Source organism: Acinetobacter sp. YH12129 (assembly GCF_013418685.1).
Lineage (GTDB): Bacteria > Pseudomonadota > Gammaproteobacteria > Pseudomonadales > Moraxellaceae > Acinetobacter > Acinetobacter amyesii.
Window position 1 is genome coordinate 25691 of sequence record NZ_VPBP01000013.1, and the last position, 18278, is coordinate 43968.

The following is an 18278-nucleotide window of genomic DNA, read 5'->3' on the forward strand; positions in this document are numbered from 1 at the left end:
CTAAAAGGAGTTTTACATGGGCATCCGCATTACGGGTACAGGTCTTTATCATCCAGAAGACGTAATTACTAACGAAGAGTTAGTTGAAGCTTTAAATGCTTATGTGGAACAGTACAACAGCGACAATGCTGAAAAAATTGAAGCCGGTGAGCTAGAAGCGCGCCGTGGTTCAAGTGCAGAATTTATCGAAAAAGCGTCTGGCGTGAAAGCACGTTATGTTGCTGAAAAAAGCGGTATTTTAGATCCAAAACGTTTACGCCCAGTGCTACATGAACGTCCAAATGATGAAATTTCGCTACAAGCGGAATGGGGTGTTGCTGCGGCTAAACAAGCGATGGAAAATGCAGGCGTGACTGCAGAAGACATCGATGTAGTGATTTTGTCTTGTTCAAATATTCAACGTGCTTATCCTGCTGTAGCGATTGAAATCCAAACTGCATTGGGTATTCAGGGCTATGCATATGACATGAACGTTGCATGTTCAGCTGCAACTTTTGGTATCAAACAAGCCTATGACGCGATCAAATCAGGTGCTCGTCGCGTGTTATTGGTGAACGTTGAGATCACGTCTGGTCATACAGATTTCCGTATGCGTGACTGTCACTTCATTTTTGGTGACGTTGCAACGGCTTCGATCATTGAAGAAACTGAAACCAAAGCTGGTTTTGAAGTGTTGGATATTGACCTGTTTACTCAGTTCTCAAACAACATTCGTAACAACTTCGGTTACTTAAATATGAGTGAAGTCGATGCTGACATCGACAACAACCGTTTCCGTCAAGACGGTCGTAAAGTATTTAAAGAAGTGTGTCCATTAGTGGCGAAAATGATCACTAAGCAATTGGATGACAATAAAATTGCGGCAACAGATGTAAAACGCTTCTGGTTACACCAAGCAAATGCCAGCATGAATGAATTGATTCTGAAACTGGTTGTAGGTAAAGAACATGCTCAGCCAGACCTTGTGCCAATCATTCTTGATGAATTTGCCAATACTTCTTCTGCAGGCGTCATTATTGCATTGCACCGTACTGCGAATGAAGTAAACCATGGCGAATACGGTGTACTTTGCTCATTTGGTGCAGGCTACTCAGTAGGTTCTATACTTGTTCAAAAACATGATGCTGCCTAAGGTCGGTACATTTGCAGGTTGAACATGATGCAAAATGGATAAAGCGTTTAAGCGCTTTATCCCGCATGTATTTCACGCCAACATTTTTAGGCGCTGAATACATCGATGCATCTAAACCTGCAATGTATGTAGGGAATCACACAATTTACGGTGTACTCGATTCACCGGTGATTATTGATTATCTCTACAATGAACATAAAGTGGCTGTGGTTAGTATTGCTGATCATAGCCATTTTTATTTGCCCGGTTGGCGTGGCATGGTCAAAAAGTTCGGTGCAGTCCAAGGTATTCAGGACTATGTCAGAACAGTGATGCAACAAGGCTATTCCATTTTAGTTTTTCCCGGCGGCGGTCGAGAGGTATTGAAGCGAAAAGGAGAAGCCTATCAACTGATCTGGAAGCAACGTTATGGCTTTTTAAAACTGGCTCAAGAATTTAATTATGACATCGTGCCTTTTGCCGCTTTAGGTGGGGATGAAGTCTTTGAACTGGGTTTCGATGCCAGTGTGATCGTTGAACATCGTTGGTTTAAACAACTATTAAAAATACAAAAACTCGATAAATTATTACGCCATGGTGATGTGATTCCGTCTTTACCCAAACGGATTATCCCCAAGCGCATTCCGTTCTATTTTCAATTTTTACCCCGTCAAAGTTTAAGTCATATTCAGAGTGTGGAGGATTTAAAGCGTTATCGAGAGGCTCTACAACAAGATATTTACACTGCGATAGAACAGCTCAAAAGAATCCGTGCAGAACAACATTCTACAGATCAATAATAGTGACTACTCTGAAACTTTATCTATTTTTTATCCGTCACAGCTCAAAATCATAGAGAATGAGTCACAACATTTGTCTTTCGGTATTTCAAACTAATGCCTTTGCATTGACCTTATGAACATCATTTTGGCCGATTAATGGCAGTAGTCGGAGTATTAAACTTTGACTATAGTGAAGGTTGAAAAATAATCAACGATCGTTAGGGCGGAAGATGGAACAGAACAGCTTGACCCCGCAGCTTGAGCATATTGCTCGGCAACTTATTCGAATATCTCCAAGTTTAAAGCAGTTGTATCAAGAGCAAATGGATCTTGCTACAGCACTCAATTCACAAAATATCTTTAAAATTGAACAAGAGCAGCACCGCATTCAACTGTGTAATGGACTGTGGACCTTACAGCTACAAAGTCGTGAATCGATTGGCTATCAGTTTCCTAGAAGTCCATTTAGACCCATCAAAATTGCTGAATTGCATACGACAGTGCCATGTATTGAAGTAGTAGAAGATTTCTTATTTCATGAATTGTATTTTTTTACTGGCGACCTAAAGCCGCAACATTCACTCTTGCTCAGAGAAAAAGCACAGCAATTTAGACAATTGATCTTACAGTCGATTTTTCAACATCTAAATGGGCCAGCGCGTGTTCAGCAGTTTTTAGCACAGATGACAGCAGTTGAAGCGCAAATTTTTGATCAGCTGATGCAAGAGCAGCAGATTTATCAGACACCGCTATTACAAACGTATATCGAATGCCAAATCTGTCTACCACATTGGTTGATGCAAAAGATTGAGCAGATGTTTGCGCTTCATTCACTTACAGAAGCTGAAATATTGCCGATACAGCTCTTGATGGATAGTTTGGACGAGATTTGTTTTGCTACAGCACAATTTTTAGATCCAACGATTTACCGGATCATGAGTTTGAGTTATGAAGATCGGTTCAATTTACAAGAATTAAATGAACATATAGAAGATATTATTTTGTTGCTCGACCATGCATATGAGCGTCCCAATTTGTTGGGTTTTATTCGTTTGATGCATCGGGATGTTTGGGCAGAGCAGGACATATTAAGCCACAGTAATTTTGTGCAAGCTACAGCAATTTGGCAAAAAAAATGTGGAAAACTCCCTTTACTCGATAACAACCGTGCAGTGCGATGGGTGTTCAAGCAGTCAGTCGAAGTGTTGGATTGGCTGAGTCGTAATTTTCAACACAGTAATGTACGAGTGGCTGTGACGGCATTAAGTTTTGTCGATACGCAGCATATTCATCCCGCATTGATTCTTACAACCTTACAACATTTTCAATTTGTTGCAGCGCGCTTATTTATTCAAAATTGTCATACGATTGCGCATGAACATGATTGGTTTAATCATGAAAAAAATCTACAGTTTGTTTTACAGCGAAAATATCAGCAGCATGATGACCATCGTGTAGTGATCAGCCCATCGATTTTGTATTTAGATGAGTGGTTGATCTTAATGCGACAGGTGTTAGGCGCAGAGGATCAGGCCATAAAAAAAGTCTATCTACCTTTGAGCCGTATTATGCAGGCCTATCTGCAACATTTAGTACGTTGTACGCAGCATTTACCGCAGGCTTTGATGGATTATATCCATCCAGAAACCCAAGAAAATCGCCAGTTTTTAAGTATGTTACGACAGCATAAAATTCAACTGCAGGATTTTCGAAATTTATTTTATTTAAAGCATGCTAATTTAAGAGTATCTGTATTTGATGCATATGTGCGTGACTATGTTAGTGCGACTTATTCTACAGGTCATACAGTCCCTAAAAATATTACCTGGAATGGGGTCTTTCATCAGGCGGTGCATTGGCATGCTAAGCAACAAAAGCAAGAAGTGTTAACTCAATTAAAGCGTAAATTTCAGACAACAGTCTGGCAGCCATTTACAACAGAAGACAAAATATATTTTCAAGAGTGGGTCTTTGAAGAATTAAAAACCATCGATCGAATTATTGATGAATCTATTCACTTTAAACATTGTTTGGCATTAAGTTATAGCGCCAGTATCATTGCAAGAGTATATGTAGCTTTTCATATGTACCATCCCATTTTGCATGTATCGATGACTTTGGGCTGTCATGTGCAAAACCACATTTTGGTTTTTGATCAACTTGAGTATTCAAATAATACCCAAGCAGAAATAGAAAAAGTAAATATCGCCAAAGAATTTTTAAATAGGTTCAATAGCTTAAAGTAAGATTGGCGAAATACGGATTTAGTAAACTGTGTTGTGCGCTTAACTTTTGAGTCAAAAATCGTTAGGCTATAGCCGTTCTTTTACGGTATAGGTCTTATGAAACAAGAAACTGCACTCAAGCTGCTCAAAGCAGGCGAAAATGTGTTTTTAACAGGTTCGGCTGGTGCAGGTAAAACTTATACTTTAAATCAGTACATCAATTATCTAAAAGCGCGCAAAGTGCCGGTGGCAATTACGGCTTCTACAGGGATTGCTGCAACCCATATGAATGGCATGACAATTCATACATGGGCAGGGATTGGGATTAAAGATGCGATTTCCGAAGATGAGTTAAAGCGCTTAAAAGAACGTAAATATTTAAAAGAGCATTTGGAAAATGCCCAAGTTTTAATCATCGATGAAATTTCGATGTTGCATGCCAAGCAATTAAACTTGGTGAATAAAGTTTTAAAATTTTTTAAAGACAGTGAAGATGCTTTTGGGGGGATTCAAGTCATTGTTGCAGGTGACTTCTTCCAGTTACCCCCTGTGGGACGCAAAGGTGAATTAAACCGTGACAAGTTTTGCTTTATGTCTGAGGCATGGGTAGAAGCGAAGTTTCGCGTGTGTTATTTGACCGAACAACATCGTCAGGGTAATGACTATCTCAATGATATTCTAAATGCGATTCGTGCTCAGCAAATTACGGGCGATCATTTGCATGCTTTAAGGCAGACAAGTTCACAAAATATAGGTGAAACCTTTACGCGCTTGTATACCCATAATATGGATGTAGATAGTATTAACTATAAACATCTAAATGAAATTGAACAGGAATCTCGCCAGTTTGATGCTCAATGCGATGGTAATGACAAACTGATTGAAACCTTAAAATCTTCAGTGCGTGCGCCGGAAACTTTGACCTTAAAGAAAAATGCCAAAGTGATGTTTGTAAAAAACAACTTTGACGTGGGCTATATCAATGGCAGCCTCGGTGAAGTGATAGGTTTTGAAGAAGATGATGAATATGGCATCTTGCCTAAAGTAAAACTCACTGATGGCACGACCTTGGTGGTAGAACCTGAAACATGGTCTGTCGATAATGATGATGGTAAAACCATTGCCAGTTTCCAACAAATTCCACTGCGTTTGGCTTGGGCGATCACCATTCACAAATCTCAAGGGATGACCCTGGCAGCGGCTGAAATTAACTTGACGCATACTTTTGAGAAAGGTCAGGGTTATGTGGCATTGTCGCGTTTAAAAACATTAGATGGTTTGCGTTTACTTGGTTTTAATGAACAAGCCTTAGAACTCGACAGTTTGGCCATTAAAGCTGATCGACGCTTTCAGGAACTCTCTGATGAAGCGGAAACCAATTTTGCAGAGGCTGATTTAACCGTACAACATAAAGCCTTTATTCGTCATTGTGGTGGAACGCTGAATGAAGTGGAAATCGAGCGCAATGAAAAGAAAATAGCCAAAACTGGTGCAAAACAAAGCTTTGCCACAGCGACTTTAGATCAAACTCGGGAGTTGTTTGAGGAAGGTTATGAAATTCAAGATATTGCAGTGGAGCGTGGCTTAACACCAGCCACCATTATTAACCATTTGGCTCGTCTGCAAAAAGAGCAAGGTTTAGATATCTCGGTGGCACATCCGGGAGAAGATGTGGTTGAGCAGGTGCGTAAAATCTATAAACGCTTGGCGAAGCGACAAGACCCAGCACATTATAATGATGACGGCACGGTTAAGTTGCGTCCAATTGTGGAGTTAACCAGTCCACGCATGGGATATGACCAAGTTCGTTTGGCTTTATTATTTGTGGAATAATGGATATATGGTGCATACGAAAAATACTGATGAATAAAGTGTGGTTAATATCGTTCAATAGATTTAACAGTAGACTGTCTAAAGGATTCGTATTTTTCCTAAGCGATGGTTTACACTGTAGCAAGTTAATTTGCTAACGATTTGAATTATGACTTTTAGTGCATGGTATTCACTGCGTAAATTTGTCTATAACAATTTACATAATGATGATTATGAAACTAAATTTAGTCATTTTCTCAACTATGCTTTGATATTGCTGATTTTAGGTAATGCTGCTGCGGTTTTACTCGAATCGGTCAATGATATTTATTTGTCTTATCAAGTTTACTTTGATTTTTTTGAAAATTTTTCAATCATTGTATTTAGTGTTGAATACGTATTGAGGCTTTGGTCGATTGCAGATAAAGACCCATTTTACTCCGCTTGGCGTAATCGTTTGAATTGGGTAAAAAGTGGTGGCGCAATTATTGATTTATTGGCAATTTTACCTGCATATCTAAATTTCTTTGTCCATTTTGATTTGCGTTTTTTACGTATTTTACGATTACTGCGTTTATTAAAATTAACTCGATATTTTGTGTCGTTGCAAATTTTGTTACGTGTCATTGAACGTGAAAAAGGTTCATTTCAAGCTGTTGTTTTTATTTTATTTATTATGATTATTATGGCCGCAGCTGGGGTGTATTTAGTTGAGAGTAAAGCACAGCCAGAGGTCTTTAGTTCTATTCCTGCGTCCATGTGGTGGGCTGTTGTTACTTTAACGACGGTCGGTTATGGCGATGTAACACCGATAACCCCTGTTGGGCGGATATTAGGTGCAATGATTACGATATTAGGGGTTGGCTTGGCAGCATTGCCAGCAGGTATTTTAGCCAATGGTTTGGCACATGAATTGGAGCAACGCAAACAACAATTAGAACTCAGTTTTCGTGAGTTGATTCAAAATCGTGAAATTGATTTTGTACTTGAGCCTGAAAAAATCGAAGAAATCCGAAAAACAGTGGGTTTAACCCGTGAGCAAACACAGGATATTATTTGGCAATTGTTACGTGAGCAAAAAGAGGAATCATTAAAGCAGGAGCGTGAGCAGTATGCATATTGCCCGCATTGTGGAAAAAAATTACCTGATTTGTAATGTGAAAAAAACACATTAGCTAAAGATGATTCAGTAAAACTTGATGAAGTATATTCATGTTAATAAAAAATAGTTAAATAAAATTTATGATGAATATGATTCATAAATATCATGATATGATAAATATAATTTAAAAATACTGATTTTCAGCTCATTCAGTATGTCGTTTGTGGAACTCATTATGTTGGAATTACGCCATCTCAAAACATTATTGGCACTCAGAGAACACGGTTCTTTGGTCGCTGCATCTAATGATTTGTGTTTAACACCTTCTGCACTTTCACACCAGTTGAAAGAGCTAGATCATTGGTATGGGGTAGAGGTTGTGAACCGACGCACACGTCCTGTGACCTTTTCGAATGTTGGGCAACGTTTACTACGCCTTGCCGATGACATTTTGCCGCAAGTTCAAATTGCGCAATCGGACATTACACGTATTGTGCATGGTCAAACCGGCCGAATTATTTTTTCTTCAGAATGTCATAGTTGCTTTGATTGGCTCATGCCGTTATTGAATGTCTACCGTCAGCAATACCCCGATGTAGATTTGGACTTTGCTTCTGGCTTTGAAGCCAATCCGCATGAACTATTACAAACGGGCGAGTTTGATCTTCTGATTACGGCAGATCCGATCAATTTAAAAGGTGTGGAATATTTCCCTATCTTTGAATATGAGTCTCGTTTGGTATTGTCAAATACACATCCATTGGTTCGTGCGACAAATGTGACTGTTCAAGAATTAGCAGAAGAAACGCTGATTACCTATCCGGTTGATAAACATCGTTTAGATATCATGGCAAAATTATTTTTACCGGCCAATATTCAGCCTAAACACGTTCGTACTACAGATTTGACCCAGATGCTGATTCAGTTGGTTGCAAGTGGTCGTGGTATTGCGGCATTACCAGATTGGGTGGTAAATGAATATGAACAAAAAGGTTGGGTGACCTCTCGACGTTTAGATTGTGTTTCACCTGAAGGTTTAAGACGGACCTTGTACGCAGGCTATCGTACCGAAGAGGCTGAAAAAAGCTATTTTGAAGGCTTCCTAAAACAGTTGGCCAAATTCTCACAAAAACGCAATCAATATTATTCCAACTAAGGAGGAGCTATGACTCAGAGTCTTTTTGTATACGGGACATGACGTCTAGGTCAGCCCAATGCTCATGTGATGGAGCACATAGGTGGCGAGTGGAAGAAAGGTGTGGTTTGGGGTGAGTTAGAACATAAAGGCTGGGGTGCGGCGATGGGCAGTCCGGGCATCCGTTTATCGAAGGCAGGTCAAGCCATTGAAGGCTATGTTTTTATCTCTGAAAACTTAGCAGCTCATTGGGCTGCTTTAGATGAATTTGAAGGTGCTGAATATCAACGTGTGGCTGTTGATGTGCAATTGGAAGGCGGAGAATGGATGCAGAGTGAAATTTACGCTTTGAAATAATATTGAGGGGAGAGTCGTAAAATACGTGGGTCATCCATACATTACGTGGGTCATCCATACATTATGACTTTCCCCAACCTGCGAAATATGTATCGATGATTCTGCTTGCTCTGTTGTTTCCTTGAGTGCAATTTTTTAAAGAGCCGTATCTGAAAGAGTTGTATCTAAAGTGCTTGAATGCACAGAAATCACTTTAAGATTGCTATACAAGTGGATGAATAATTTTTAGAATTGAGCTGTATCTCACACTGAAACCTGTTTGAGCTCAATCATGCCGAATACTATAGAACCCTCACCAACTCAACTCATGTCTGTGATTCAAACGCAGACAGCAATTGCCAAACTGGGTTTAGATCTAAATGCAGTGATGACCGTAGTTGCAGAACAGGCGCAGCAGATTACACATGCAAAAGGTGCAGTTGTAGAGTTGGCTGAAGATGGTGATATGGTCTATCGTGCAGTGTCTGGTGGGGCGAGTCATTTACTGGGTTTAAGACTTCATATTGAAAATAGTTTATCGGGTCTATGTATAGCGCAAAAACAAACACTGTATTGCCAAGATTCGGAAACAGATGCACGGGTAGATCGCGTGGCATGTCAACGTGTTGGATTGCGTTCGATGGCTGTGGTGCCATTGATTCACTGTGATGAAGGTGTTGGTGTTTTAAAGATTTACTCTGACCAAGTCGATGCCTTTCAGGAAGCTGATTTACATATATTGAGTTTGATGTCTGAGTTGATCGCTGCGGCGATGTACCATGCAACACGTTTCGGTGCGACAGAGCTATATAAATTGGCGACTCAAGATAGCTTAACCGGCTTAGCCAATCGGGCTTTGTTTGTCGACTTTTTACGCCAAGGTATAGAAAAAGCTCGCGCGCAGAAAAAAGTACTGGGTATCTTGATGATTGATATGGATGGTCTGAAGCCGATTAATGATCAGTTTGGACATCGCATTGGGGATGCTGCACTGAAAGAAATTGCACAGCGCATTTTGCGTGAAACACGTCAAGATGACTTGGTTGCACGCTTGGGCGGTGATGAATTTGCTGTGATTTTAACCAATATTGCCAACTTAGAGCGTGCGCAAACGGCGATGAATCGAATCGCAGAAAGTTGCGGACTGCCATTTGCATTCGAGCAAATGAGCTTGAAAATTGGTGCCAGTATTGGCATGGCTTTATTTCCAGAGGATGCCGAATCCATCGATCAATTGGTCGAAATGGCTGATTTGAAAATGTACGCCAATAAGCGTGAACGGAAACAAATCAATCCTGAATAACTCACTGCTTAAATAATTCATTCATAGTTATGCAGGTAAAGTCGTTCACTACCTTCATATTATCTAAAGTATCGCAAAACGTTTTGATGAAAACTTGTCCTGTCTCAAACAAATGCAGATGCCATGACTAAGTATCGTTGTTTAATTTAAATCAAAGTGCGCTTAGCATGTGACGGTGCAAGATGATTAAATAATTGAAAAATCATCTAAGGTCATTTGTTTTTTGACTCAAAATAATATTTTGAATTGTTAAGCTGTGCACTATTGCATGGCGAAAAGAGCATGACAATTCAATGAAAGGGATGTCAAAAGATTTATTCATTATTGCGGCAGGTTTTATTGCTGCAATGCATATCGGGAAATTACCGCCCGCGATACCTGTATTACAGCAGCAACTTGGTATTAGCTTTATTCAGTCTGGTTTATTGCTTTCATTGGTACAGGGCGCAGGAATGTGCTTTGCATTGTTGATTGGCAGTTATATCCAAAAAATTGGATTTAAACTGTGTATCTTGTTGGGCTTAAGTCTATTGACGATAGCAAGTGCATGGGGGAGCTTTGCACAAAGCTTTGATGTCTTGTTGCTACTGCGTGTCATAGAAGGATTTGGCTTCTTATTGGTGACACTCACAGGGCCTGCATTTATCCGTCAGCTTGTACCGCTACAGCACATCAGCGCAAAGATGGGGCTGTGGAGTGCCTATATGGGTGGAGGTATGGGCATTGCCTTATTGGTTGCGCCATTTCTAATTGCTCAATATGGTTGGAGTGTGGTTTGGCTCAGTTTCGCTATGATTACTGCAGCATTACTACTCTGTATCGCTATGTTTATTCCTCAGCCTAATGTGGCGCTGAATACAACACCTATTATTGGTCTCATTCGGGATACTCTGAAACATCCTGCAGCATGGCTTTTGGCGCTCATTTTTGGGACATATGCAGGGCAGTGGTTTGCATTGGTGGGTTTCTTACCGATGATTTATGCACAAAACCAAATTTCAGCTGAATTGGCAGGCGCTTTAACAGCCAGTGTTGCCGTTGCGAATGCGGTGGGTACATGGGGGTGTGGACTGTTATTACAGCGTGGTTTTCAAGCTAGAACTTTAGTCCAACTGGGTTTTGCTGTCTTGATCATTTGCTCTTTAGGATTTTATCTCTCTAAAGATGCGTTACCTTTTTTACTGCAATATTTAACGGTGTTTAGTTTTTCGCTTTTTGGAGGCTTGGTTGCTGCGACGGTCTTTGCACAAGCACTGCATTTTGCACCTTATCCTGCGGCAATTAGTACGACGGTCGGCATGATTTTACAATGTTCTGCAATTTCCCAATTTGTTCTGCCACCTGTGATTGCCACTGTGGTTTCACAGACTGGAGCGTGGTTTTGGGCGGGTATCTTGATGTCAGCGTTGTCATTCGTTGGAATCATGCTTAGTCGGCGTTTATTTAAAATGTAGCATGGCTCAAATTAAAATTTTTTAAACCGCTATGTCAGCAACGGCCTTATTGCTTAATCCCAATCAGTAGCGACAAGATGCCTGCTGCAATGAGTGGGCCGACAGGTACACCACGCAGCATCGCAACACCTGCGACTGTCCCAATCAATAGCCCGGCAACCACATCTGGCTGATTGGACATCAGTTTGACACCGCGACCGCCTAACCATGCGACAAAGACGCCAATGGCGATTGCGACGAGGGATTTCCAACTTAAAAAGGATTTTAAAATTGAATCGCCGGGTATTTTCCCGCTAGCGATCGGCGTGAGTACGCCAATGGTTAAAATAATAATGCCAATGTTTAAGCCATATTGTTGCAGATAGGGGAAAAATTCACTTAAAGGCGTGATGCGGAAAATAATCAAGACACCTGCTGCTATGGTGATCGCTGTATTGTGGCTAAAGATGCCACAAGCCAATAACACCAATAACACGATCAGATTTAAATCCAACTGAGACATAGGAAATTCGTGAGAAACTTCAATAAATAATCAATAGTGTAGCGCAGAAACATTAAAAACTGGCGTTCAAGATTATTTCCGCTATTTTTCCTGCAAGTTGGCTCGTGGTTCAGTATAAAATAGCAATATATGGTGTTTATTAGGTTGTTCTATGTTTTTGGAAAAAATGCTGCAATCACAAGGTTTTGGTTCGCGTAAATATTGCCAACAGTTGATTAAAAATGGTGCGGTCGAAATACACGGTGAGATTGTAGATAATCCAAAGCAAAAACTGGACTTGAATGATTTAACTTACAGTGTGCATGGTCAGGACTATGTCTATCGTGAGCATATCTATATTGCGTTAAATAAACCCCAAGGTTATGAATGTTCGCATCAGGCAACCCATCATTTTAGTGTTTTTGAATTATTTGATGATGTGCTGTTAAATCGTGGTTTGCAATGCGTCGGGCGACTGGATCAAGACACCACTGGACTGTTGCTGCTCACGGATGATGGTCAATATCTGCAAGCACTGACACACCCTAAAAAGCATGTTGCCAAAGTGTATTCGATGCATACCGCAGATCCTGTGACGCCTGAGCAAATGCAACAATTACAACAAGGCGTGGAGCTGCGAAACGAAAAAGGCATTTTCGCTGCAACCGATGTGCAGCTATTGGCTTCACAGCAATTACAAATGACTGTCCATCAAGGGGTATATCATCAAGTGAAGCGGATGTTGGCGGCTGTCGGTAATAAAGTTGAAACTTTACATCGTGCTCAAATTGGACAATTAAAGCTTGATGATCTCGCTGAGGGTGAGTGGGTCTATTTGAATGCGGTGCAAATTGAACAATCGAAATTTCGTGAAAATATCACTGCATAGTAATGTGTACTGGGCTTTGATATGTCATCATTCAAAGGATGAATGTGTGGTATTAAAGCCCCTAAATATGTCTGCTAATTATTTATTTAAAGATGCGTTTCTAATATGCGTTGATGATGTTTTTAATGCCGAGCAAGGCATTAGCGAATAAAGTAATGATAAGTTTGAAATTCATCATCTTTAATGAAGCCCATCGATTCATAGAGCTGATGTGAGTGATAGTTATTTTTTTGAGTTTCGAGGCTGATTCGAAGCGCACCTTCATGTTGAGCAAAGAGAACCGCGGTATCGATCAATTGTTTGGCTGAACCCTGACGACGATATACAGGGCTGACATAGACATCATCTAAAATATAGTAGGTTGAACAAGCCACAGATGAAAAGCCCAAATACAGTAAGATAAACCCAGTAATCACATCATCTTTTAAGCAAATAAAAATTACGCTTTCATTATTTTCAAAACGTTGTCTTAGAAATTTATATGAGATATCAAGATTAGAAGAGGTGCCATAAAATTGGCGATATTCATCAAATAAAACAGCAAGTGGATGAAGGTCTGCTTCTGTTGCGCGTCGAACGATCATTTTTTTCTATACTCCATGCTATTTTTATCAGTCTTGCATGAAGCATATCGAATTTTCGAAATTGGTTGATTTATAAATTGTTTATAAATGCGACAGTGTTAAGTTTTGTCACCTTCACCCAAAATTGCATTGAGCTCTTCAAACAAGTCGAGATGATCATCATCTAATAATGGATCATTATTTAAAATTTCTAATTCCGCAGGGCTAATTTCAGTGGTTGAAATGGCTTGGGCTTCTTGTTGTTTTAATTTGCGTAACTTAATCAATTGTTCAATATTGATATTTTGGTTTTCAATAGAGAAGGGGATTGATTTGGTTAAAACAACTTGTTTAAAGAATAGACGTACAGCCTGTGCAGGTGTAATGCCTAATTGTTTAAACACGGCAAAGGCCTGTTTCTTTTCCTGTGAATCGAGGCGGATTTGGTAGACTTCAGTTTTTCTCATATTCTTAGAAAGCTTTAAAATACTTAACTTTTCGCATTTATTCTAATCAAAACTATCATAAATTCAAGAATGTTCGGCAGTATTTTATCAATTTAATGTAATGACAATCGATTTACAGTGTCAATTCATAGGCAGAACTGAATTGAAAAGCCTGCTCTGTCACAGGATCGATAAACTCAAGATGTTTCGCAAGTAGTTGTAAAGGTTGGCTGAAATCATCCTCTGCCTTATGTTGCACTACTGGATAAAAGGGGTCGTTTTGAATTGGAATGCCCAAAGCATTTAAATGCACACGGAGTTGGTGCTGCTTGCCGGTATGTGGCTTTAATTCATACTTAGCGCGGTTTCCATGCTGCTGGATCAGCTGAATGAAGGTTTCGCTGTTAGGTTCACCATCTACTATTTGCATTGTATAAAAAGGTTGACCTTTTTCCATGCGATAGCGAGTTGTGATTGGGAAATTTAATTCATCTCGATAAGCTGCAATGGCATGATAGGTTTTTTGAACGTTTCGAGTGGCAAACATCTGTTGATATAGCCCACGGCTTTCGACACATTTGGAGAAGAGCACCACGCCGGCAGTTTCACGGTCTAAACGATGAATCGGCGTTAGCTGTTCAAGCTGCGTTTGCTTTTTGAGTCGAACCAACAAGGTTTCTTGTACATACTGACCGGTTGGACTCATGGTGAGAAAATGCGGTTTATCGACCACGATGAAATGATCATTTTCAAATAAAATCTGATGCTCGAAGGGAACATGGATTTCATGCGCTAAGAATCGATAATAATAAACATGACGATTTGCTTCAAAAGGACTGTCTATCGTTAAAACGTCACCATTTGCGGCATAGACCAATCCATCTTTAAATCGTTGTTGCCACTCTGCTGCTAGGATATGAGGAAATTGCTCACACAAATATGCATAGACGGTAGAGGCTTGTGTGTGTTGACCGTCAAGGAAGACTTTGCTGGCACTGACACCATTGATCATTGGGGGAGTAAATTCAAAACTGTGCATGAAGAAAGATCTAAAAACTGAGCAAATAAAGCAGAGAACACATCATGAAAAATGCTCAATCTATAGTGTGAACATATCCATTTTAGCCAGTGCGATGCTATCATATTTAATTCTTATGTACATGTTGTGAGTAATATGCAGTATTCATTCAGTCTGGAACTTAATAGTGAAGTCGATACCCAAAACTTAGCTACCGTACTGGCGACGCATTTTACGACGGGTGTAGCGTATTTAATTGGTGACTTGGGTGCAGGAAAAACCACGTTAACCCGTTATTTTTTACAACACTTGGGTCATCAAGGTGCGGTAAAAAGTCCGACCTATACATTGGTTGAACCTTACAATATTCAAGGACAAGATATTTTTCATTTTGACTTATATCGTCTCAACGACCCCTATGAGCTTGAACTCATGGGCATCCGTGATTATTTAGAAACGCCGAATGCCCTATTTTTATTTGAATGGCCATCAAAAGGGGGCGACGAAATCCCTGCGGCTGATTTAATTATTAATATTGAAAAGTCTGCGGATGAAACCACCCGTACAGCGACTTTAAGCTCTACTTCAGAAACTTTGCAAAACGCTTTGGAGCAAAAATTTATCCATGCTGAATGAAATCAGTGCCCGCCGCATTCGAACGCTTGATCCTGCCTTAGCCAACCAAATTGCCGCAGGGGAAGTGATTGAACGTCCCGCTTCTGTGGTCAAAGAATTACTGGAAAATGCCATTGATGCAGGGGCGACTGAGCTGATTGTTCGTATTGAACAAGGCGGCAGTACACTGATTGAAATTATAGACAATGGTCGGGGCATCCACCCTGAAGATTTACCTTTGGCGGTCATGCGCCATGCCACCAGTAAAATCCAAACTGCTGAAGATTTACATGCCATTGTCAGTTTGGGCTTTCGTGGGGAAGCCTTGGCTTCGATCGCTGCGGTGTCTCGTTTGACACTGACCAGTAGCCAAAATGATGACGGTGTAGGCTATCAGGTCGAAGTAAATGGCACCGCATTTGATTCGCAAGAAATTCAGCCTGTGGCAGCGACGCAAGGCACAACCATCCGTGTGCAAGATTTATTTTTTAATGTACCTGCACGGCGTAAGTTCCTCAAAAAACCGGGGACTGAGTTTGGACATATCGAAGAAATTGTCCGTCGTTTAGCATTGACCCATTTTGATATACGTTTTGTCCTTGAGCATAACAATAGCATTAAGCTGAACTTGCCTATTGCAGATAGTGGTGCGCTGCGTTTTCAGCGGGTGCAACAATTATTAGGCCGTCAATTTACTGAAAATGCGTACTGGATGGATGCTGATAGCGTCAATATGCGTCTCAGTGGGTGGTTAGGTCATCCTTCAGATGCACGTGCGCAAGCCGATATGCAATATGTCTATGTGAATGGACGTATCGTAAAAGACAAGACAGTTTCACATGCACTTCGCATGGCCTATGACGGTATTTTGCATGGACATCAACATGCGGCTTATTTGTTATTTATGGAAGTTGATCCAGAAAATATCGATGTGAATGTGCATCCAACCAAGCATGAAATACGTTTTCTAAATCAACGTGAAGTACATGAGTTTGTGCGCCATTTTGCCAAATCGACTTTAGCGCAATTTCAAACCGCGACAGCCGAATTGTCATCTGCAATGAAACTCGACGGGCAGGCACATGAAAATATTATTCCGCAGCCGCGTCATCAGGAACAATTTTCATTACATCAATCTCAGCCAGTTGCAGAGCAAGGCTCAAATTTTGTCAGTCCAGAGATCTCAGGCGGACTCACTGACTTTAGTTCACCTGCAACAGTGCAATATGCTTCTAATCATGCGCCAACAGGGCAGGAAGCTTATACACAGCAATATTCAAATGCGTCGAATAATAGTGCTGGATATCAGTCAAATTTAGCGGGTTCCAGACAGCTCAACAATGCATTGCAAAGTTATTTAGCGCCTCTACGTCAAACTGAGTCTTCAAATGATCCTAATATCGCTTTAGCTGAGCATATTCAGCAGAAAGTCGATGAGCATCCTTTGGGGATTGCCATTGCGCAATTGCATGGCATTTATATTTTGGCGCAGAACACAGAAGGTTTAATCATTGTTGATATGCATGCGGCACATGAACGCATCGTTTTACAACAAATGAAAGCGGCTTGGGATAAACCTGAGTTTTGGACATCACAGCAATTGCTGATTCCTAAAGTCGTCAATATCAGTCGGATGCAAGCCATGCGCGTCGATGAGCTCAAAGAACAATTGGCACGATTAGGTTTGGAAATAGACCAATATGGCGATGAGCAAGTTATTGTCCGAGGTGTTCCTGCAATTTTGCATAAAGCAGACTTTGATGCGCTGATTCCAGATTTACTAAATGATTTAGACCCAAGTGATCAGGTTGCAGGGTTACTACAAAAGCGCGATCAAATTTTGGCAGGCATGGCCTGTCACGGCGCTGTACGCGCACACCGTATTTTAAGTCTATCTGAAATGAATGCATTACTGCGTCAGATGGAACAAACTGAATTTGCCAGCCAATGTAACCATGGACGTCCGACGTGGCGTGCGTTTCCATTGGCACAGCTAGATAAACTTTTTGCTCGGGGAGAGTAGTTTTACATGTCAAATCAATTGCCGGTCATCAACTTAATGGGACCAACTGCAAGCGGTAAAACCGCCTTGGCATGTGAATTATACGAGCAAGGTGGATTTGAATTAATTTCTGTCGATTCTGCTTTGGTTTTTCAGGATATGGATATTGGTACGGCCAAGCCGAGTAAAGCTGAGTTGGAGAAATATCCACATCATTTGATTGATATTATCAGTCCGCTTGAAGTGTATTCAGCAGCGAACTTTGTAGAAGATGCATGTGTGCTGATTGATGATATGCATGCACGAGGTAAAACACCGATATTAGTCGGTGGTACGATGTTGTATTACAAGGCTTTATTGGAAGGGTTGTCTTCAAACTTACCGAGTGCAGACTATGCCGTACGTGCTGAAATTGAAGCCAAAGCTGAGTCGCAAGGTTGGGATGCTGTATATGCAGAATTGTGCCATGTCGACCCATTGGCAGGTGAAAAATTTAAACCGAGTGATAAGCAACGAATTATCCGTGCGCTCGAAGTTTTTAAGTTAACCGGTAAACCCATTACTCAGTTACAAGCTGAGCAACCTAACAACGTACCATACCGATACAATTTTCATAATTACGCATTATTGCCCGACCGATTAGAATTACATGAGCGTATAGCTCGACGTCTAAAAATAATGTGGGAAATTGGATTTTTAAATGAAGTGAAAGCTCTCATTGAAAAATACGATTTAGATGAAAATTTACCCTCTATGCGCTCAGTTGGATATCGTCAAGCTTTAGATTTTTTGAAAAATAGTGATCAAAGTAGCGAAAAACAGCGTGAAATGGAGGATAAGGCACTTTTTGCAACACGACAACTTGCAAAACGTCAATATACTTGGTTAAGATCTTTGCAAGAAACGCATAAATTTACTACATATTTAACTGCGCAGCAGGCTCAAGAAGACTTGCGAAAGTGCTACGGATAAAGCAAAATTTACAGACTACCTTTTTGATAATT

17 protein-coding genes are annotated in these 18278 nt (G+C 40.5%); 13 read left to right on the forward strand and 4 right to left on the reverse strand.

All coding sequences use genetic code 11. From position 1 onward, the window contains the following. The first annotated feature begins 16 nt into the window (after nt 1-16). From FTU65_RS08525 to FTU65_RS08565, 9 genes are all read left to right on the forward strand, one after another. Complete coding sequence (locus FTU65_RS08525; protein ID WP_180010287.1) at nt 17-1132, forward strand: beta-ketoacyl-ACP synthase III; 1116 nt, start codon at nt 17-19, stop codon at nt 1130-1132. 11 nt (nt 1133-1143) lie between these two features. Further along, nucleotides 1144-1911 (forward strand): 1-acyl-sn-glycerol-3-phosphate acyltransferase, encoded by a 768-nt coding sequence (locus tag FTU65_RS08530; protein WP_180010288.1) that lies wholly within the window; start codon nt 1144-1146, stop codon nt 1909-1911. A 212-nt stretch (nt 1912-2123) separates the two neighbouring features. Further along, nucleotides 2124-4139, forward strand: a complete 2016-nt coding sequence (locus FTU65_RS08535) for a hypothetical protein (RefSeq protein WP_180010289.1) — start codon at nt 2124-2126, stop codon at nt 4137-4139. 96 nt (nt 4140-4235) lie between these two features. Continuing rightward, nucleotides 4236-5951, forward strand: coding sequence for an AAA family ATPase (locus FTU65_RS08540; RefSeq protein ID WP_180003112.1), 1716 nt, complete (start codon nt 4236-4238; stop codon nt 5949-5951). Between the two features lie 148 nt (nt 5952-6099). Continuing rightward, nucleotides 6100-7086 carry an ion transporter gene (locus FTU65_RS08545; protein WP_180007353.1) on the forward strand — a complete coding sequence of 329 codons (987 nt, stop codon included), beginning with the start codon at nt 6100-6102 and terminating at the stop codon, nt 7084-7086. Between the two features lie 181 nt (nt 7087-7267). After that, the gene (locus tag FTU65_RS08550) at nt 7268-8188 is read left to right on the forward strand and encodes a LysR family transcriptional regulator (protein WP_078189020.1); all 921 of its coding nucleotides are present in this window, start codon (nt 7268-7270) and stop codon (nt 8186-8188) included. A 69-nt stretch (nt 8189-8257) separates the two neighbouring features. After that, the gene (locus FTU65_RS08555) at nt 8258-8524 is read left to right on the forward strand and encodes a gamma-glutamylcyclotransferase family protein (RefSeq protein WP_257222647.1); all 267 of its coding nucleotides are present in this window, start codon (nt 8258-8260) and stop codon (nt 8522-8524) included. 271 nt (nt 8525-8795) lie between these two features. Next, nucleotides 8796-9806: a sensor domain-containing diguanylate cyclase gene (locus FTU65_RS08560; protein ID WP_180066651.1), complete on the forward strand. Its 1011-nt coding sequence runs from the start codon at nt 8796-8798 to the stop codon at nt 9804-9806. Nucleotides 9807-10108: 302 nt separating this feature from the next. Then, on the forward strand, nt 10109-11260 hold the full coding sequence (locus FTU65_RS08565; protein ID WP_257222980.1) for a CynX/NimT family MFS transporter: 1152 nt from the start codon (nt 10109-10111) through the stop codon (nt 11258-11260). 46 nt (nt 11261-11306) lie between these two features. On the opposite strand, the gene FTU65_RS08570 is transcribed toward FTU65_RS08565, so the two are convergent. After that, a complete protein-coding gene (locus tag FTU65_RS08570; protein WP_180010292.1) occupies nt 11307-11762 on the reverse strand; it encodes a DUF441 domain-containing protein in 456 nt (151 codons plus the stop codon). 151 nt (nt 11763-11913) lie between these two features. On the opposite strand from FTU65_RS08570, the gene FTU65_RS08575 reads away from it, so the two are divergent. After that, nucleotides 11914-12630: a pseudouridine synthase gene (locus tag FTU65_RS08575; RefSeq protein WP_180066654.1), complete on the forward strand. Its 717-nt coding sequence runs from the start codon at nt 11914-11916 to the stop codon at nt 12628-12630. Between the two features lie 140 nt (nt 12631-12770). Here FTU65_RS08575 and FTU65_RS08580 read toward each other — a convergent pair whose 3' ends face one another. The 3 genes from FTU65_RS08580 to FTU65_RS08590 form a co-directional block, all read right to left on the reverse strand. Further along, complete coding sequence (locus tag FTU65_RS08580; protein ID WP_168378877.1) at nt 12771-13214, reverse strand: GNAT family N-acetyltransferase; 444 nt, start codon at nt 13212-13214, stop codon at nt 12771-12773. Between the two features lie 98 nt (nt 13215-13312). Further along, nucleotides 13313-13660, reverse strand: a complete 348-nt coding sequence (locus tag FTU65_RS08585) for a type II toxin-antitoxin system RelB/DinJ family antitoxin (protein ID WP_078189014.1) — start codon at nt 13658-13660, stop codon at nt 13313-13315. A 112-nt stretch (nt 13661-13772) separates the two neighbouring features. Beyond that, on the reverse strand, nt 13773-14678 hold the full coding sequence (locus FTU65_RS08590; RefSeq protein ID WP_180066656.1) for a pseudouridine synthase: 906 nt from the start codon (nt 14676-14678) through the stop codon (nt 13773-13775). 135 nt (nt 14679-14813) lie between these two features. Here FTU65_RS08590 and tsaE point away from each other — a divergent pair, with 135 nt between their 5' ends. Genes tsaE through miaA form a run of 3 tightly spaced genes read left to right on the forward strand, consistent with a single transcriptional unit; the run spans nt 14814 to nt 18246 of the window. Further along, a complete protein-coding gene (tsaE, locus tag FTU65_RS08595; protein WP_180065245.1) occupies nt 14814-15293 on the forward strand; it encodes a tRNA (adenosine(37)-N6)-threonylcarbamoyltransferase complex ATPase subunit type 1 TsaE in 480 nt (159 codons plus the stop codon). Then, nucleotides 15283-17295, forward strand: a complete 2013-nt coding sequence (mutL, locus tag FTU65_RS08600) for a DNA mismatch repair endonuclease MutL (protein ID WP_180065246.1) — start codon at nt 15283-15285, stop codon at nt 17293-17295. The genes tsaE and mutL overlap by 11 nt, the downstream gene beginning before the upstream one ends. 6 nt (nt 17296-17301) lie before the next feature. Beyond that, nucleotides 17302-18246, forward strand: a complete 945-nt coding sequence (gene miaA, locus FTU65_RS08605) for a tRNA (adenosine(37)-N6)-dimethylallyltransferase MiaA (protein WP_180065247.1) — start codon at nt 17302-17304, stop codon at nt 18244-18246. Nucleotides 18247-18278: the final 32 nt, after the last annotated feature.

Excerpts from the sequence above, each read along its gene's own strand:
- FTU65_RS08590 (WP_180066656.1), bottom strand. The coding sequence starts at position 14,678 with ATGCACAGTTTTGAATTTACTCCCCCAATGATCAATGGTGTCAGTGCC.
- FTU65_RS08555 (WP_257222647.1), top strand. The coding sequence starts at position 8,258 with ATGGAGCACATAGGTGGCGAGTGGAAGAAAGGTGTGGTTTGGGGTGAG.
- FTU65_RS08535 (WP_180010289.1), top strand. The coding sequence starts at position 2,124 with ATGGAACAGAACAGCTTGACCCCGCAGCTTGAGCATATTGCTCGGCAA.
- mutL (WP_180065246.1), top strand. The coding sequence starts at position 15,283 with ATGCTGAATGAAATCAGTGCCCGCCGCATTCGAACGCTTGATCCTGCC.
- FTU65_RS08550 (WP_078189020.1), top strand. The coding sequence starts at position 7,268 with ATGTTGGAATTACGCCATCTCAAAACATTATTGGCACTCAGAGAACAC.
- FTU65_RS08545 (WP_180007353.1), top strand. The coding sequence starts at position 6,100 with ATGACTTTTAGTGCATGGTATTCACTGCGTAAATTTGTCTATAACAAT.
- FTU65_RS08565 (WP_257222980.1), top strand. The coding sequence starts at position 10,109 with ATGTCAAAAGATTTATTCATTATTGCGGCAGGTTTTATTGCTGCAATG.
- FTU65_RS08575 (WP_180066654.1), top strand. The coding sequence starts at position 11,914 with ATGTTTTTGGAAAAAATGCTGCAATCACAAGGTTTTGGTTCGCGTAAA.
- tsaE (WP_180065245.1), top strand. The coding sequence starts at position 14,814 with ATGCAGTATTCATTCAGTCTGGAACTTAATAGTGAAGTCGATACCCAA.
- FTU65_RS08525 (WP_180010287.1), top strand. The coding sequence starts at position 17 with ATGGGCATCCGCATTACGGGTACAGGTCTTTATCATCCAGAAGACGTA.
- FTU65_RS08570 (WP_180010292.1), bottom strand. The coding sequence starts at position 11,762 with ATGTCTCAGTTGGATTTAAATCTGATCGTGTTATTGGTGTTATTGGCT.
- FTU65_RS08560 (WP_180066651.1), top strand. The coding sequence starts at position 8,796 with ATGCCGAATACTATAGAACCCTCACCAACTCAACTCATGTCTGTGATT.
- FTU65_RS08580 (WP_168378877.1), bottom strand. The coding sequence starts at position 13,214 with ATGATCGTTCGACGCGCAACAGAAGCAGACCTTCATCCACTTGCTGTT.
- miaA (WP_180065247.1), top strand. The coding sequence starts at position 17,302 with ATGTCAAATCAATTGCCGGTCATCAACTTAATGGGACCAACTGCAAGC.
- FTU65_RS08585 (WP_078189014.1), bottom strand. The coding sequence starts at position 13,660 with ATGAGAAAAACTGAAGTCTACCAAATCCGCCTCGATTCACAGGAAAAG.
- FTU65_RS08540 (WP_180003112.1), top strand. The coding sequence starts at position 4,236 with ATGAAACAAGAAACTGCACTCAAGCTGCTCAAAGCAGGCGAAAATGTG.